The sequence below is a fragment of the Kitasatospora sp. Ki12 genome, from assembly GCF_054601375.1.
The window spans coordinates 1,659,155-1,672,826 of sequence record NZ_BAAIHT010000001.1 but is presented as its reverse complement, the minus strand read 5'-3'; the positions used below and the strand labels follow the sequence as shown (position 1 = coordinate 1,672,826).

General features: G+C 74.1%; 13 protein-coding genes, 1 tRNA gene and 1 riboswitch. Of the genes, 5 read left to right on the top strand and 9 right to left on the bottom strand.

Features of this window, described 5'->3' with window-relative positions:
- Positions 1-38: 38 nt before the first annotated feature.
- The 5 genes from ACYP53_RS07210 to ACYP53_RS07190 form a co-directional block, all read right to left on the bottom strand.
- A complete protein-coding gene (locus ACYP53_RS07210) occupies positions 39-1,253 on the bottom strand; it encodes an ATP-binding protein (RefSeq protein WP_229928268.1) in 1,215 nt (404 codons plus the stop codon).
- A gap of 233 nt (positions 1,254-1,486) precedes the next feature.
- Positions 1,487-3,841 carry a SpoIIE family protein phosphatase gene (locus ACYP53_RS07205; protein ID WP_459646937.1) on the bottom strand — a complete coding sequence of 785 codons (2,355 nt, stop codon included), beginning with the start codon at positions 3,839-3,841 and terminating at the stop codon, positions 1,487-1,489.
- Positions 3,842-3,956: 115 nt separating this feature from the next.
- On the bottom strand, positions 3,957-4,523 hold the full coding sequence (locus ACYP53_RS07200; RefSeq protein ID WP_189913492.1) for a TetR/AcrR family transcriptional regulator: 567 nt from the start codon (positions 4,521-4,523) through the stop codon (positions 3,957-3,959).
- Positions 4,524-4,583: 60 nt separating this feature from the next.
- Positions 4,584-5,426: an alpha/beta fold hydrolase gene (locus ACYP53_RS07195; RefSeq protein ID WP_189913493.1), complete on the bottom strand. Its 843-nt coding sequence runs from the start codon at positions 5,424-5,426 to the stop codon at positions 4,584-4,586.
- 123 nt (positions 5,427-5,549) lie between these two features.
- Complete coding sequence (locus ACYP53_RS07190; RefSeq protein WP_189913494.1) at positions 5,550-5,840, bottom strand: YiaA/YiaB family inner membrane protein; 291 nt, start codon at positions 5,838-5,840, stop codon at positions 5,550-5,552.
- A gap of 196 nt (positions 5,841-6,036) precedes the next feature.
- Positions 6,037-6,195: riboswitch (cyclic di-AMP (ydaO/yuaA leader) on the top strand.
- 12 nt (positions 6,196-6,207) lie between these two features.
- On the opposite strand from ACYP53_RS07190, the gene ACYP53_RS07185 reads away from it, so the two are divergent.
- A complete protein-coding gene (locus ACYP53_RS07185; protein WP_308437516.1) occupies positions 6,208-7,041 on the top strand; it encodes a M23 family metallopeptidase in 834 nt (277 codons plus the stop codon).
- 69 nt (positions 7,042-7,110) lie between these two features.
- Here the strand turns inward: ACYP53_RS07185 and ACYP53_RS07180 are convergent, their stop codons facing one another.
- Positions 7,111-8,013, bottom strand: coding sequence for a hypothetical protein (locus ACYP53_RS07180; protein WP_459646936.1), 903 nt, complete (start codon positions 8,011-8,013; stop codon positions 7,111-7,113).
- A 42-nt stretch (positions 8,014-8,055) separates the two neighbouring features.
- On the opposite strand from ACYP53_RS07180, the gene ACYP53_RS07175 reads away from it, so the two are divergent.
- The 4 genes from ACYP53_RS07175 to ACYP53_RS07160 all read left to right on the top strand — a co-directional run bounded on the left by ACYP53_RS07175 (position 8,056) and on the right by ACYP53_RS07160 (position 10,924).
- Positions 8,056-8,730, top strand: coding sequence for a GNAT family N-acetyltransferase (locus tag ACYP53_RS07175; RefSeq protein WP_459646935.1), 675 nt, complete (start codon positions 8,056-8,058; stop codon positions 8,728-8,730).
- Between the two features lie 113 nt (positions 8,731-8,843).
- A complete protein-coding gene (locus ACYP53_RS07170) occupies positions 8,844-9,584 on the top strand; it encodes a sensor domain-containing protein (protein WP_459646934.1) in 741 nt (246 codons plus the stop codon).
- A 105-nt stretch (positions 9,585-9,689) separates the two neighbouring features.
- On the top strand, positions 9,690-10,442 hold the full coding sequence (locus ACYP53_RS07165; RefSeq protein WP_189913498.1) for a class I SAM-dependent methyltransferase: 753 nt from the start codon (positions 9,690-9,692) through the stop codon (positions 10,440-10,442).
- A gap of 35 nt (positions 10,443-10,477) precedes the next feature.
- Positions 10,478-10,924 carry a GNAT family N-acetyltransferase gene (locus tag ACYP53_RS07160; RefSeq protein ID WP_459646933.1) on the top strand — a complete coding sequence of 149 codons (447 nt, stop codon included), beginning with the start codon at positions 10,478-10,480 and terminating at the stop codon, positions 10,922-10,924.
- On the opposite strand, the gene ACYP53_RS07155 is transcribed toward ACYP53_RS07160, so the two are convergent.
- The 3 genes from ACYP53_RS07155 to ACYP53_RS07145 form a co-directional block, all read right to left on the bottom strand.
- Positions 10,921-12,057: a hypothetical protein gene (locus ACYP53_RS07155; RefSeq protein ID WP_459646932.1), complete on the bottom strand. Its 1,137-nt coding sequence runs from the start codon at positions 12,055-12,057 to the stop codon at positions 10,921-10,923. The two genes, ACYP53_RS07160 and ACYP53_RS07155, sit on opposite strands and share 4 nt — an antisense overlap.
- Positions 12,058-12,539: 482 nt before the next feature.
- Positions 12,540-13,340, bottom strand: coding sequence for a hypothetical protein (locus ACYP53_RS07150; RefSeq protein WP_459646931.1), 801 nt, complete (start codon positions 13,338-13,340; stop codon positions 12,540-12,542).
- A 199-nt stretch (positions 13,341-13,539) separates the two neighbouring features.
- Positions 13,540-13,613: transfer RNA gene (locus tag ACYP53_RS07145), tRNA-Met, on the bottom strand.
- Between the last annotated feature and the right edge of the window lie 59 nt (positions 13,614-13,672).

Here is a 13,672-nt window from a genome sequence, read left to right as displayed (position 1 = left end):
GGGAAGTCGGGGGAGACGGGGGAAGCGAGGGGGAGGCGTCAAGGGGTGCCGGGCGGCGTCTGGGTGCGGGCCCGGGCGGCCGACCGGCCACTGGCGGTCCCGGCCTGGAACATCGCCATGAACGCCTGCGCGTCCTGGGCCGAGCGGTACGGCGGGACGGGCTGCGGCGGGGGAGCGGCGTGCTGGGCGGGGCGGTCGGCGCGGTCGCGCCGGTGGCTGCGGCGGGGCAGCGGCGGCGGGGTGGTGCCGCTGACCGGGGCCGGGCCGGGTGGCGGGGTCTCCACCAGGGGGTGACCGGCGGGGGAGACCGGCCGGGGATCGGGGGTGAACGCCCGGTCGTCGGGCCCGAGGCCGGGGACGGTGGGCGGCAGCGGCTCGGTGAGCAGCGCGTTCGGCAGCAGGACGACCACGCGCACACCGCCGTACGGTGAGGGCGCCGAGCTGAGGGTGACCCGGAAGCCGTACTGCTCGGCGAGCCGGCCGACGGCGGCCAGGCCCAGCTGCGGGACCTCGCCCAGCCGGGAGACCTCCAGGCTGCTGCCGCCGGCGAGTGCGGAGGCGGCCTTGGCGACGGCCTGCTCGGGCATGCCGACGCCGCCGTCGTCGATCTCGATGACGGCGCCGTTGTGCACCGGCATCAGGGTGACGAAGACCTGGGTGCTGGGCGGGGAGTAGCGGGTGGCGTTGTCCAGCAGTTCGGCGATCGCGTGGATCAGCGCCTCGGCGGCGGCGCCGACCACCGCGGTCTCGATCCGGCTGCGGACGACCACCCGCTGGAACGGCAGGATGCGCGACTGGGCGCCGCGGACGACGTCCTCCAGGGTGACCGGCTCCGGCCAGTGCCTCCCGGCCCGCGCGCCGCACAGCACGGCCAGGGTCTGGGCCAGCCGGGCCTGTTGGGCCGCCGCGTGGTCGGCCTTGAGCAGGCCTTCCAGCAGCGCCGGGTCGTCGTGGGTGCGTTCCATCTCGTCCAGCAGCGCCTGCTGGTCGTGGGCCATCACCAGGATCCGGCGGGCGACGCTGAGGAAGGCCCGCTGGGTGGAGGCGGTGAGCTCCTGTTCCTGCTGGACGGCGGCGAGTTCGGCGCCGCGGCGGCTCTGTTCGTGCAGGATCCGCTCGCCCGCGAGGTGCAGCTCGCGCTGGAGGCCGTCGGCCCGGCGGCGTTGGGTGACGGACACGGCGCGGTACCGCGCGGCGGCCACGAGGGCGAGGACGGCGAGTACGCCGGTTGCCGTTACGGACCACTGAGTCATCGTCACGCCGCGAATTCTAGGGTGATGATCCTACGAAGGTGTGAACGGATCTCGCCAGGTGACCGGATCTCGTCAATATCCAGTCAATCCGGCCTCAATCCGGACTCGTTCGCCCTCGATCACCGCACCTGGCAGGGGTTCGGATCGCCGTCGCCCGGCCGGTGGTTCCAGGGTTCGGGCACACCTGATGGCCGGATCCCACCTCGACATGTGTGAGACATGTGCGCAAGGTGTTACGGAAGTGGCGACATCCGGTGCAGGAGCAGCAGCGCCACGTCGTCCGGCCGCGACCGCCGCTCGGTCACGTTCAGGGTCAGCAGGTCCGCCAGCCGCTCCAGCGCGGGCGCCGGCCCGATCTGCCCCGGCCCGGTCTGCCGGGCCCACAGCTCCAGCCCGCCGAGCATCCGCTGCACCGACTCGTCGTAGTCCTCCTCGCGGTCCTCGACCAGCCCGTCGGTGTACGCCAGCAGCGTCTCGTCGACCGCCAGCCGGTCCACCGCCAGCGGGTACGGCTGCTCCGGGTCCACGCCCAGCGGCGGCCCGCCCGGCAGGTCCAGCTCCACCGCCCGGGCGCCCGCCGTGATCCGCACCGGCGCCGGGTGCCCCGCCCGGGCCGCCGTCAGCACGCCCTCGGCCGGGTCCAGGGTCAGGTAGAGGCAGGTCGCGAACAGCTCGGTGTCCAGCTCGGCCAGCAGCCGGCTGGTGCGGGTCAGCGTCGCGGCCGGGTCGTGCCCGTCCGTCGCGTACGCCCGCAGCCCGCTGCGCAGCTGGCCCATCACCGCGGTCGCCTCGGCGTTGTGGCCCTGGACGTCACCGATCACCAGCCCGATCCGGCCGTCCGGCAGCCGCAGCAGGTCGTACCAGTCACCGCCGATCTGCATGCCCTCGGTGCTCGGCAGGTAGCGGGCCGCGCTCGCGATCCCCGGCAGCCGCGGCAGGGTGCGCGGCAGCATCGCCCGCTGCAGCTCCGTCGCCCGGTGGTGGTGGGTGTCGTACAGCCGGGCCCGCTCCAGGGACTGCGCCAGGATCCCGGCGAACGCCGAGTACAGGGTGCGGTCCTCACGGCTGAACGCCCGCTCGGCCGTGAAGGTGATCAGGCAGGAGCCGACCTGCTGCCCGGAGGCGACCAGCGGCAGCACCGCCCAGGCCGCCGGGGCGAGCGGATCGCGCCGGGCCCGGGCGGCGGACGGCTCGCTGAACAGCGGGGCCGAACGCGTCAGCGACCGCTGCATCACGTCCTCGGACAGGTCCGCCAGCCGGGTGAGCTCGGTGCGGCGCGGCCCCCCGTACACGGTGTGCGAGACGGGCAGCAGCCGGCCCTCCTCCACGAGGTCCAGGACGATGCCGGCCGCGCCGAGGGCCGGGCGGACGACATCGGTGACCGCGGTCGTGACGTCCCGGACGGTCACCGCCCGCGACAGCGCCCGGGTGAGCGCCAGCAGCAGCGCCGTCCGGGCGGTGGCGGGCGTACGACCCCCGTCCCCCGGCGGGCTCCCCGCACCGTCCGGCGGCCGCGCCCGGTGGCCGACGTCCGCGAGCAGCCCCGCGATCCGCACCGGCCGCCCGTGCACGTCCAGCATCACCTCGCCGGACTCCTCCACCCGCGCGACCCCGCCGCCGTGGCGCAGCACCCGGTAGCCGATCCGGTAGCGCCCGCCGGCGGCCAGCGCCTCGGCCAGCGCCGCCTGCACGTCCGGCAGGTCCTCGGGGTGGACCAGCCGGTCCAGCTCGGGGGCGGCGCCGTCCGGGGCGACCGGCCGCCCGGCCACCCGGAACGCCTCGGCGTCCCAGTAGCTCTCCCCGGTGACCAGGTCCCGCTCGAAGGCCCCGTGCCCGGCGGCCCGCACCGCGAGCGAGAGCAGCGGGTGCGCCAGCCCGGCGGGCCGGCCGTCCACGCCCTCCGACGCCGGGCCACCGGCCGTCCGGACGCCGTACGGCGACCGGGCGTCCCGCGGCAGCCGGGCGTCCGCGTGGTCCAGCAGGTGGGCGAGCCGGTGCGCGCAGGCGTCGGCGACCGTCTCCAGGACGTCCAGGTCCCGCCGCGGCACGGTCCCCCGGTGGGCCAGCGCCAGCGCGAGCACCCCCACCGGCCGCCCGTCCACGACCATCGGCAGGGTGATCACGGCGACCATCCCGGTGCCCATGCCGGCGTTCCGGTTCGGGTAGTCGAGGCTGGTGTGCTCCGGGCTCAGCAGGTACGGGCGGCGCAGCCGCAGCGCCATCGCGGCGGGCAGCTCACCGGCCGGATCGACCACGCCGTAGCGCTCGTGCGCCCAGTCCGGCAGCCCGTGCGAGGCGGTCAGCCGGAGCATCCCGGCGGAATCCAGCAGGTAGAGCGCCGAACCCTCGCCGGTGATCCAGCTCGGCCCCTCGGCCAGGACGGTGCCCAGCAGCTCGGCGGCGCTGGTGCAGCCGAGCAGCAGGCGCACGCAGCGCATCGCACCGCGGGTGGTCGGACTGCTGAGCGGTGTCCGGCTCTGGTCCGGTGTCCGGCTCTGGTCCGGTGTCCGGCTCTGGTCCGGTGTCCGGTCCTGGTCCGGTGTCCGGTCGTGGTCCGGTGTCCGGTTCTCGTCCTCGGAGGGGGGCACTGATTCTTAATACCCCATTTCCCCGGACGGTGACTGCGGACCGAACCGCCCCACCGGCACCACCGTCACCCCCGGCCGCACCCCGCGGCGGGGCCGGCTCCCGCTGCCGGGCCCGTCAGACGGGCCAGCTGCGGAGGCCGGTGGTGAGGGTGGTGATGAGGCGGTCCTGGGTGGTGGTGAGGTCCTCGGCGAGCTGGAAGGCGCCGGCGGTGGTGAGGGAGGCGAAGCCGTGCGCGAGGGAGCGGACCAGGCGGGCGGCGTGGACGGCCTCGGAGCCGTCGAGTCCGTACTCCCGCAGGACGGCGATGATCACGCCGACGAGCCGGGTGGCGGCCCGGGCCAGGTCGTCGTCGGGCTGCGGGGCCTGGGGGAGGGCGTTGTAGCGGTGCGGGCGTTCGGTGGCGTACGCGTGGTAGCCGCGCAGCACGGCGGCGACGGCGTCGTCCCCGCTGCGGCCGACCGCGGCGTCCGCGAGGCGGTCGGCGAGCTCCTCGGTGACCCGGACGGCGATGAGCCGCCGCAGTTCGGCGAGGCCGCCGCTGACGTGCTTGTAGAGGGAGGGGGTGGCGACTCCGGCCCGGGCGGCGACGGCGGCCAGGGTGAGGGCTTCGGCGCCCTGTTCGTCGATGAGGGCGAGGGCGTGGTCGACGACCTGGTCGGGGGTCAGTCCTACGCGGGGCATGGTTCGGTCTCCGTACGGAAGCGGGCGGGGCCGGGCGCGCGGCGCGGGGCCGGGCGGCGGTCAGGCGAGTTCGGCGAGGAAGGGCAGCAGGGCGTCCGCGGTGGCCTGCGGGTTGTCGGCCATCGGGTAGTGCCCGGACCCTTCGATCATCGCCTTCCGCGCGCCCAGTGCCGCGACCTGCCGGTCGGCGACGAGTTCGGGCTTCGGGAAGTCGGGGTCCTTGCTGCCCATGACGACGAGCGCCGGGCAGCGGACGGCGGCGGTCCAGCCGGCGGGCGAGGAGTCCCCGGTGGCGTAGCCGCGGGTGGCGGTCTTGCGGCCGGGGGTGCGCAGGGCGGCGACGAGCCCGTTCACGTACGCGTCGAAGTCGGCGGGCTTGGCGCCGGGGAAGGCCATCCGGCGCAGGTAGAAGCCCCAGAAGGCGGGCCAGTGGACGAGTGCCACGCCCATCAGGCCGAGCACGCCGCGCATCAGGGCGCCGGGCGGCGGGTTCTCGACGAAGGCGTCGATGAGGACGATCCCGGCGACCCGGTCGGGTGCGTCCCCGGCGACCTTGACGACGGTGGCGCCGGTGTACGAGTTCCCGGCGAGGACGGCGCGCCGGATGCCGAGGTGGTCGAGCAGGGCGAGGACGTCGTCGGCGAGGGCGGCGGGGCCGTAGTCGTCCCAGGCGATGGAGGACTCGCCGAAGCCGCGCAGGTCCATGGTGATGACGCGGTGGCCGGCGGCGACGAGCAGCGGGCGCAGGTGCCGGTACGCGGTGCGGCTGTCGAGCATTCCGGGGAGCAGGACGACGGGGGTGCCGTCGCCGGCGACGTCCTCGCCCTGCCGGGTGTCGTCGTAGGCGATGCGGCCGCCGGGGACGGTCAGGTACTGGGTGTCCGGGGTGCTGGTGGCGTTCATGGTGGGCCTCCTCGGTCCGCCGCTGCGGGGTCTCGGCGGTGCTGCCGATAGCCATAAAGCTAAGGCTAATAGCCTTAGCCGTCAAGGGTCCGGACGGAGACGGGGTGGAAGCGGGGAGGGGGCTCAGGTGCCCTCGACCCGGAACGGGTCGTGCTCGGCGAGCAGCTTCTCCAGCCGGGCCTGGTCGACCCGGCTGACGATCTCGTTCGACTCGTGCCGGTCCCGGATCACCTTCGCCAGGGTGAACGCGGAGGTGACGGTGTAGAGGAGGCCGATCCCGAGGAACGCCCGGGTCCACCCGCCGACCGGCAGGTAGGCGATCCCGACGGCGAGGGAGACGCCCGACAGGGCGAAGGAGAGGACGGCCTGGATGTAGTAGGCGGCCGTCGTGCGGTTCTGCATCGGTGCGCTCATGGCGTCAGGATGCGGCCGCCGGGTCGGGCCGCACATGAGTAGGAGTACTCAGATGGGGTGCTCGGATGAGGGGTCGTTCGTTGACGTCCGATCACCTGCTCCGGGGTGGTCGAGGACGGATGGCTTGGAATCGGAGCGTCCTAGGATTAACGTTTGATAACGCAGCGCGGTCGTCAACGCCGTACCCAGACGGCACCGTGCGCCGTCGCCTAATCCCGCCGGCCGGCCTCCGGGCAGGTCAGGGAGCCGGGGAACCACGTTCCTTGGGGTGAATCGGCGGGGCTCCGGCCCGGCCGTAGGAGACCTTCCTGCTCCGAACCCGTCAGCTAACCCGGTAGGCGCGAAGGAAGGAAAGGAGCGCGCCTCCGTGGCGTCGACGCACACCCCGGCACACCCGGCCGGCCCCGCAGCCGGTACCCGGCTCCTCGACCACCCCGGTGCGGACGGGCTTGAGGCCTTCGGCCCCGAGGCCGACACCAACCGCCACCGGATGCCGCGTCAGACGCGCGGAGCCTCCCCGCTGCTCGGCGTCACCGCCGTCGCCGCCACCCTGGGCGCCACCGGTTTCGCCTCGGCCACCCCGGCCGCCGCCCCCGCCATCGAGGCCCCGGACGACGCTCCGGTCGCCCTCGCCGCCGACCCCGGCCTCGCGCTCGCCGCCCGCATCCAGCAGCAGGCCGACAGCCAGCGCACCGCCGCCGAGGAGGGCGCCCGGGTGCAGGCCGCGCAGGAGGCCGAGGCCAAGGCCGCCGCCAAGGAGGCGGAGGCCAAGCGCGCCGCCGAGGAGGCGGAGGCCAAGCGCGCCGCCGCGCTCACCCTCCCGGTGCAGGACTACCGACTCTCCGCCCACTACGGCCAGAGCGCCCGCTACTGGGCCAACCTGCACACCGGCCTGGACTTCGCCGCCGACACCGGCACCCCGGTGCTCGCGCTCGGCCAGGGCACCATCACCTCGGCCGGCTGGTCCGGCTCGTACGGCTACCGGATCGTCGAGACCCTGCCCGACGGCACCGAGATCTGGTACTGCCACCTCTCCTCGATCATCAAGGGCTCCGGCAAGGTCACCTCCGGCCAGCAGATCGGCAAGGTCGGGGCGACCGGCAACGTCACCGGCCCGCACCTGCACCTGGAGGTCCGCCCCGGCGGCGGCGCCCCGGTCGACCCGGAGCCCTGGCTCCAGCAGCGCGGCCTCAACCCGTAACGGACACCCGAGAGCCCCCGGCCGCCGCATCGAGTGCTCGCGGCGGCCGGGGGCTCTTCGCGGTCGTCCTCAGCCCTCCGCGGCCGGCGCCGTCCCGTCGTCCTCCGCGGGCAGCTGCGCCAGGTACGCCTCGATCTCCTCCGGGCCCGGCTCCGGCGCCAGCCCCGGGAACTCCTCGACCAGCAGCCGCGGCAGCCCCGGCACCGTCCACTCGCCGAACAGGTCGAGCGCCGCGTCGACCGCCGCCTCCTCGAACTGCCCGAAGTCCCCGGCCAGTTCGTCCGGCATCGGCCGCCCGAGCGCGGTCAGCTCGGCCAGGTTGCGGTAGCTGCGCCGCATCAGCCCCTGCTCCAGCAGCCGGCGCGCGCCGTCCGTGGCCATGCCGACCGACAGCACCCGGCCGGGGCCCCAGCCCAGCTCGTCGGGCTCGTCCAGCCAGCCGGCCGGTGCCAGCGCCTCGAAGGCGGCCAGCCGGTCCTCCTCGGCGAGTCCGGCGAAGCCGGCCAGCCAGTCCCGCACCGCCGCCGCGTCCGCGACGTCCACCCCGTGCGCGTGCAGCAGCACCGCGTAAAGCCGGGGCCAGGTGATCAGGTCGGCGCGGCGCAGCAGCCCGGCCGCGAGCTCGCCCTGCCACTCGGCCTCCGCGTGCAGCCGCTCCTGGCGCTTGGCGTTGAGCCGGCGGGCCGCCCGCTGGTGGTCGACCAGCAGCCGGACGGCGTCGCCGTACGCGAGCGGGTCCTCCTCGGGCGCGGGTTGGACGTACAGGTGGAGCCGTTCGTACAGCAGGTGCTCCACCGCGCCGGAGGTCAGTTCGGGCCAGCCGTCGTGCATCCTGCCCTCGCCCAGCTCCAGCAGCGCCAGCACCGCGCGCAGCGGCTCCTCGGCCACCGGCGTGCGGCCCTGCTCGGCCGCCCAGGCGAGCAGGTCGGCGGCCCTGGTGCGCGGGGCGAGCCGCAGGTCTTCGTCGTTCATAGTCCGAACGGTAGTCGCCGGGGGCCGGTAGGGTCGGCAGCCATGGTCCCCGTACGACTCACCGGCCCCCGGCTGGCCATGCGCGAGTACCACCACACCGAGGGCGACGTGGACGCGCTGCACGCGCTGTTCGGCGACCCGGAGGTCACCCGCTACCTGCCGTTCGGGCCGCGCGACCGCGAGTCCTGCGCCGACCAGATCGAGCTCTACCTGGAGCAGGCGATGGCCGAGGAGCGGGACACCTACCGGCTCGCCGTGACCAGGCTCGACGGCGCGCGGGACCCGCAGGACGCGCCGCCGATCGGGCTCGCCTCGCTCACCCTCGGCACGCACCGAGCCGCCGACCTCGGCTACGTCCTCGCCCGCGACCACTGGGGCCACGGCTACGCGGGCGAGATCACCGCCCTGCTCTGCGACTTCGCCTTCCGCACCCTGGACCTGCACCGGCTGGCGGCCCGGGTCGACGTGCACAACGCCGCCTCCGCCAGGGTGCTGACCAAGCTGGGGTTCCGGCTGGAGGGGCGGGCGCGGCACGACCAGTTCAAGGACGGCGTCTGGTCCGACTCGTACCACTACGCGCTGCTCGCCGACGAGTGGCCGGGCCCGGACGGCCGGTGGCACGGGAACGGGAACGGGAACGGGCACGGGAACGGGAACGGGAACGGGAACGGGCACGGGGACGGCGGCCGAGGGCGGGAGCCGGGGAGCGGGGGTTAACCCCACCCCCGATCCGCCAGGCCTCCGGATCCCCCGCAACCTGCGGTTCGACCAGACTGGACGTCGTCAGGGAACGCGCACGACAGTCGGAACGAAGGGCCGGGGGCCGGGACATGAGCAGCAGCCGAAGCACGCTGGACCAGGAGTGGGACGTCCTGGACGGTCACGGCGACGACCCGCACCGCGACCGGGCGCACCGCACCGAGCAGCCGCCGGCCTTCTGGCGGGCACCGTTCTCCGCGCACTACTACCGCGAGATCGGCTACGTGCTCAGCGGCCTGCCGGTGGCGATCGCCGGCTTCACCGTGGCGATCACCCTGTTCTGCCTGGGCCTCGGCACCTTCGTCACCGTCCTGGGCCTGCCCGTGCTGGCCGGCCTGACCACCGCCGGCCGCGGCTTCGGCCGGCTGGAGCGGGCCCGGGCGCGCGGCATGCTGGCCCTGGACGTCCCCGGCCCGAAGCCGGTGCGCCAGGTCCGTCCGGGCAGCTGGGGCGCGATCACCGCGCGGCTGGCGGACGGGGCGGGCTGGAAGGCCGCGCTGCACCAGGTGGTGATGTTCCCCTGGGCGATCTTCAGCTTCACCATGACGCTGGTGTTCCTGGTGCTCGGCTGGGCGATGGTGTTCTACCCGGCCTACCACTGGGTCTTCCCGACCTACACCGACTGGCACGGGTACCGGGTGTTCGACTACACCGACAGCCACCACGTCCGGCACGTCTACGACATCGAGGGCGCGTGGCAGATCGCCGGATTCTCGCTGCTCGGGGTGGTGCTGGTGTTCGTCAGCGCGCAGCTGGTCCGGGGCCTGACCAACGTCAACCGGGCCGCCGCCCAGGGCCTGCTCGGCCGCTGAACCGACCCCACCGGCCCGACCGACTCCGCCGGCCCCACCGGCACTCCCATCGGCCCCGTCCGCGCTCCGAGTGCGGACGGGGCCGACCCGTGTTCGGATGACCGGGTGGCCGCCACCGGCATTCCCCCCGATCCCCCGGACGTCCTGGTCACCTCCCGTCCGCTGGACGAGTACTGCGCCCTGTTCGACCTCACCCGGGCCCGGCTCGCCGCCCTGCCCGGACCGCTGCTGGACTGCCCCGGCGGCGCGGCCGGCCTGGCCGCCGAGGCGCGGGAGCTGGGCTGCCGGGTGGTCGCCGCCGACCCGGCGTACGCGCTGCCGTTGCCGGTGGTCGCGGACCGCGCCCGGGCCGCCCGGGCGGCGATGGCCGCCGCGATGGCCGCCCGCCCGCACCTCTACCCCGCCCCCCGCGTCGACCGGCCCGACCGGCCCGGGCGCTACCTGCGCAGCTGGGACCGCGCCCGCGAGCTGTTCGCCGCCGACTCGGCCGCGCACCCGCAGCGGTACGTGGCGGCGGCGCTGCCCCGGCTGCCCTTCGCGGACGGCGCCTTCGCCCTCACCCTGAGCGGCTACCTGCTCTTCGCCTACCCAGAACTCTTCGGCCCGGAGCACCAGTTGGCCGCCCTGGCCGAGCTGGTCCGGGTCACCGCCCCGGACGGGGAGGTCCGCGTCCAGCCGCTGTGCGACGGCTGGGGGCGCCGCTGCGACCACCTCGACCGGCTGCGGTACGCGCTCGGCGAGCGTCGGATAGCCAGCGAGGTCCACCGCTTCCACCGGGCCGGGGACGGCCGCACCCGCCGGGTCCTGGTGCTGCGGGCCGCCGACCGCCGCCGACGGGCGGAGGCTCATTTTATGTAATGGTCAGTATCGGGTTTCACTCCTATACTCACCGCATGACCGAGACGATGATCCGGCGTGCCGAAGCGGCCGACGCCGACCGGCTCACCGAGCTGATCCAGGCCTCCGGCGCCTACCGCGGCGCCTACTCCGCGATGATCGACGGCTACCGGGTGAGACCCGACTACCTCGCGCGGCACGAGGTCCGGATGGCCGTGGCCGAGGCCGACGACCGCCTGCTCGGCTTCTACGCGCTGATCCGTGAACCGGCCGAGCTGGACCTGATGTTCGTCGCCGACGAGGCCCAGGGGCTGGGCATCGGACGGCGGTTGATCGACGACATGCTCGACCGCGCCCGGGCGGCCGGGATCGCCTCGGTCAAGGTCGTGTCGCACCCGCCCGCCGAGCGCTTCTACCTGCGGGTGGGCGCCGAACGCACCGGAACCCGGCCACCGCAGCCCAAGACCCCCTGGGAGCAGCCCGAACTGCGCTTCACCGTCTAGGAGTCACCGTCGGCCGTGGACGGAGTGCTCGCGGCCGGTGCGGCCGGTGCGGCCGGAGAGCCAGCCCCGGCGGACTGCGCCGGCACGAAGACCGTCACCTGCAGCCGGGACAGGATCTTCTCGGCCAGCCAGGCGCGGTCCGACCCGTACGGGATGCCGCGCGGATCGACCAGCTGGGTCGCCACCGCGTCCCGCAGCCGCTGCGCCCCGGCGGCCGGCAGCCGGGAGAGCAGCCCCCGGGCGGCCAGCAGCGCGTGGTACTGCTCGAAGCCCGAGCGCGGCTGCGTGATCGCGTCCAGCACGCTGTCCAGGTCCGCCAGCGACGGGTCGCCCTGCATCAGCGCGAGCGCCTGGATCCGCCGGCCCTCGGAGCCGTCCGCGAAGAGGTCCCGCACCTGGTCGGCGGTCAGTGCCGAGCGCCGCGCGGTCGAGCGGACCTCGGCCACCACGCCCTCCGGCCCGGCCGGGGAGCCCGAGGCGGGCGGCAGCTGCCCGGCCAGCGCGGCGGGGTGCTCGGCGCTGCCGCCCAGCAGGCCGAGCTGCTGCATGGCGCGGACCCGCAGGTCGTCGGCGCCCACCTTGTCGCCGTGCCGGTCGCGGTCCTGCCCGGCGAGGAACAGGTCCAGGGCCCGGTCGGCGTCGTTCAGCGCCCGGGGCAGCGCGAGCCTGGTCACCAGCCAGCCGGCCAGGAAGCCGAGGACCAGGAAGTAGAGGACCAGGGCCGCCGCGAACGGTACCGCCGCGTCGCCCCCGCCGAGCACGGGCGCGAGCGCGGCCCCGAGGTCGTGCAGCCGTGTGCCGAGTGAGCCGAGCTGGGTGAGTCCGACGCCCAGCAGCACCTTGGTGAGCCAGTCCGAGACCTGCTCCAGGTTGGTGTTGGGCGCGTACGAGCCCTGCGGCTCGTCCGAGCCGCCGCGCACCCGGGGCACCCCGAACAGGAAGCCCAGGCCGCCGCCGAGCACCGTCGAGGCCCCGGCCACCACCAGGCCGCCGCCGAGCGCCTGCCAGGTCTCGTCCCGGCCGAGCGCGAACAGCAGCAGTCCGGTCAGTCCCGTCCCGGCCAGTACGCCGGTGGCACCCCACTGCGCCGTCCGCAGCGTCGAACCGCCGCCCGGCCGCCGCGCCTTCGCCATCGCCTACCCCCTGTGCCCGCGCCGCTCCGCTCCGGAACCCGCGCCGACTCTAGCGCCGCGGCCCCGCCTCGGAAACGTTCCGGGCCCGCCCCGGCTACGACACGGGGGCGCCCGTCACAGGAACAGCCCGTCACACGAGCGGCCCGTCACACGAGCGGCCCGTCACGCGAGCGGCCCGTCCCGGAAAACGCAGACGGCCCGCGGGCTGCTCCTCCGCGCCGGCCCGTGCACTGGCCAGGCGCCGAGGCACCGGGGATGATCCGGTGAGCCCGCGGGCCGGGTGACTGCTGTGGATTTCGCCTGCCGGAGGCCAAGGGCCTCACCCTGCGCAGGCAGGGGCGCTCTAGCGAGCAGCCACCTCACACATCCTGATGGAACTCAACTCAGGATCACCTCCTTTCAGTGTGCTGCCACTGTAGGCAGCCCACCGGAGGGAGGGCAACGGATTATTCGCGGCCCCCGTCGGAGGCCGGCGGAGCCGCTCAGGCGGTCTTGAACTGGTCCTTGAACTTGGTGAAGTCGATGACGTTGTCGGCCGAGGGGGCCTGGATGGTCAGCGGCTTGTCGAAGTCGGAGAAGTCGATCTGGCCGTCGCTGCCCTTGGCGCCGGCGTGCTCGATCCGGACCGGGTAGGGCTTGCCCTCGGTGGCGACGTGGATGGTCGACACCTCGCCCTTGGAGTCGGTGGCCTTGAGGCTGAAGGTCTTCACACCGTTGACGTTGCCGGCGGAGCCCTTCTCGACCTTGCCGTCCTTGCCGTCGTCCTCGGTGATCTTCTTGCTGAACTCGGCCAGGTTGCAGACGCTGGAGAGGGACTTCATCTCCGGGTCGCTGTCGAAGCCGGTCAGGTAGCGGCCCTTGAACAGCTCGGCCGCCTTGGCGCCGTTCGGGCCGCCGAGGTTGGTCCAGAAGTCCTTGTCCGGCTTGACGTACGAGGTCTTGCCGTCGCTGATGATCTCGAACTTGCCCATGCCGGGCATCGCCATCGTGCCGGTGCACTGGCTCTTGTTGTCCAGGGCCAGGTTGATCTCCATCTTGCCGTCCTCGTCGGCCATGTTGCCGCTGATCTTGAGGGCGGTGGCGCCGGCCAGGGCGTCCTTGGCCTGCTTCTCGATGTCCTGCGCGCTCAGCTTGTCGGTGTCGAGCTTCTGCGGCGCGGCGGCCTTGGTGGCGCCGCCCTTGGCGTCGCTCTTCGCGTCGCTCTTGTTGTCACCGCAAGCGGCGGTGCCGGCTGCCAGGAGGAGGCAGATCGCGGCGGTGCTGACCAGGCGCTTCGAGAGCATGTGGTGCTTCCTGTCCCGGGGGAGGCCACGGGCCGCCCCCACATGGATGAATTTTTCCTCAGGAAGTATCGGTCAGGCTTCGGACACCGGATCTCCCGATCGGCCGCCGTTACAGCTTCGTGGCAGGACCGTGCTCTCCGCGTTCCCGGAAATGCGAAAGGCCCGGAGGACGAATCCTCCGGGCCTTTCGGCTACTGAGTAGCGGGGACAGGATTTGAACCTGCGACCTCTGGGTTATGAGCCCAGCGAGCTACCGAGCTGCTCCACCCCGCGTCGGTGAACACAACAATACGTGGAAGTCGCCGAGATGGGAAATCGGTTCTCCAGGGGCC

Coding starts and splice junctions, on each gene's coding strand:
- ACYP53_RS07210 (WP_229928268.1), bottom strand. CDS start 1,253: ATGACTCAGTGGTCCGTAACGGCAACCGGCGTACTCGCCGTCCTCGCC.
- ACYP53_RS07200 (WP_189913492.1), bottom strand. CDS start 4,523: ATGCCCCGCGTAGGACTGACCCCCGACCAGGTCGTCGACCACGCCCTC.
- ACYP53_RS07195 (WP_189913493.1), bottom strand. CDS start 5,426: ATGAACGCCACCAGCACCCCGGACACCCAGTACCTGACCGTCCCCGGC.
- ACYP53_RS07190 (WP_189913494.1), bottom strand. CDS start 5,840: ATGAGCGCACCGATGCAGAACCGCACGACGGCCGCCTACTACATCCAG.
- ACYP53_RS07180 (WP_459646936.1), bottom strand. CDS start 8,013: ATGAACGACGAAGACCTGCGGCTCGCCCCGCGCACCAGGGCCGCCGAC.
- ACYP53_RS07175 (WP_459646935.1), top strand. CDS start 8,056: ATGGTCCCCGTACGACTCACCGGCCCCCGGCTGGCCATGCGCGAGTAC.
- ACYP53_RS07170 (WP_459646934.1), top strand. CDS start 8,844: ATGAGCAGCAGCCGAAGCACGCTGGACCAGGAGTGGGACGTCCTGGAC.
- ACYP53_RS07160 (WP_459646933.1), top strand. CDS start 10,478: ATGACCGAGACGATGATCCGGCGTGCCGAAGCGGCCGACGCCGACCGG.
- ACYP53_RS07155 (WP_459646932.1), bottom strand. CDS start 12,057: ATGGCGAAGGCGCGGCGGCCGGGCGGCGGTTCGACGCTGCGGACGGCG.
- ACYP53_RS07150 (WP_459646931.1), bottom strand. CDS start 13,340: ATGCTCTCGAAGCGCCTGGTCAGCACCGCCGCGATCTGCCTCCTCCTG.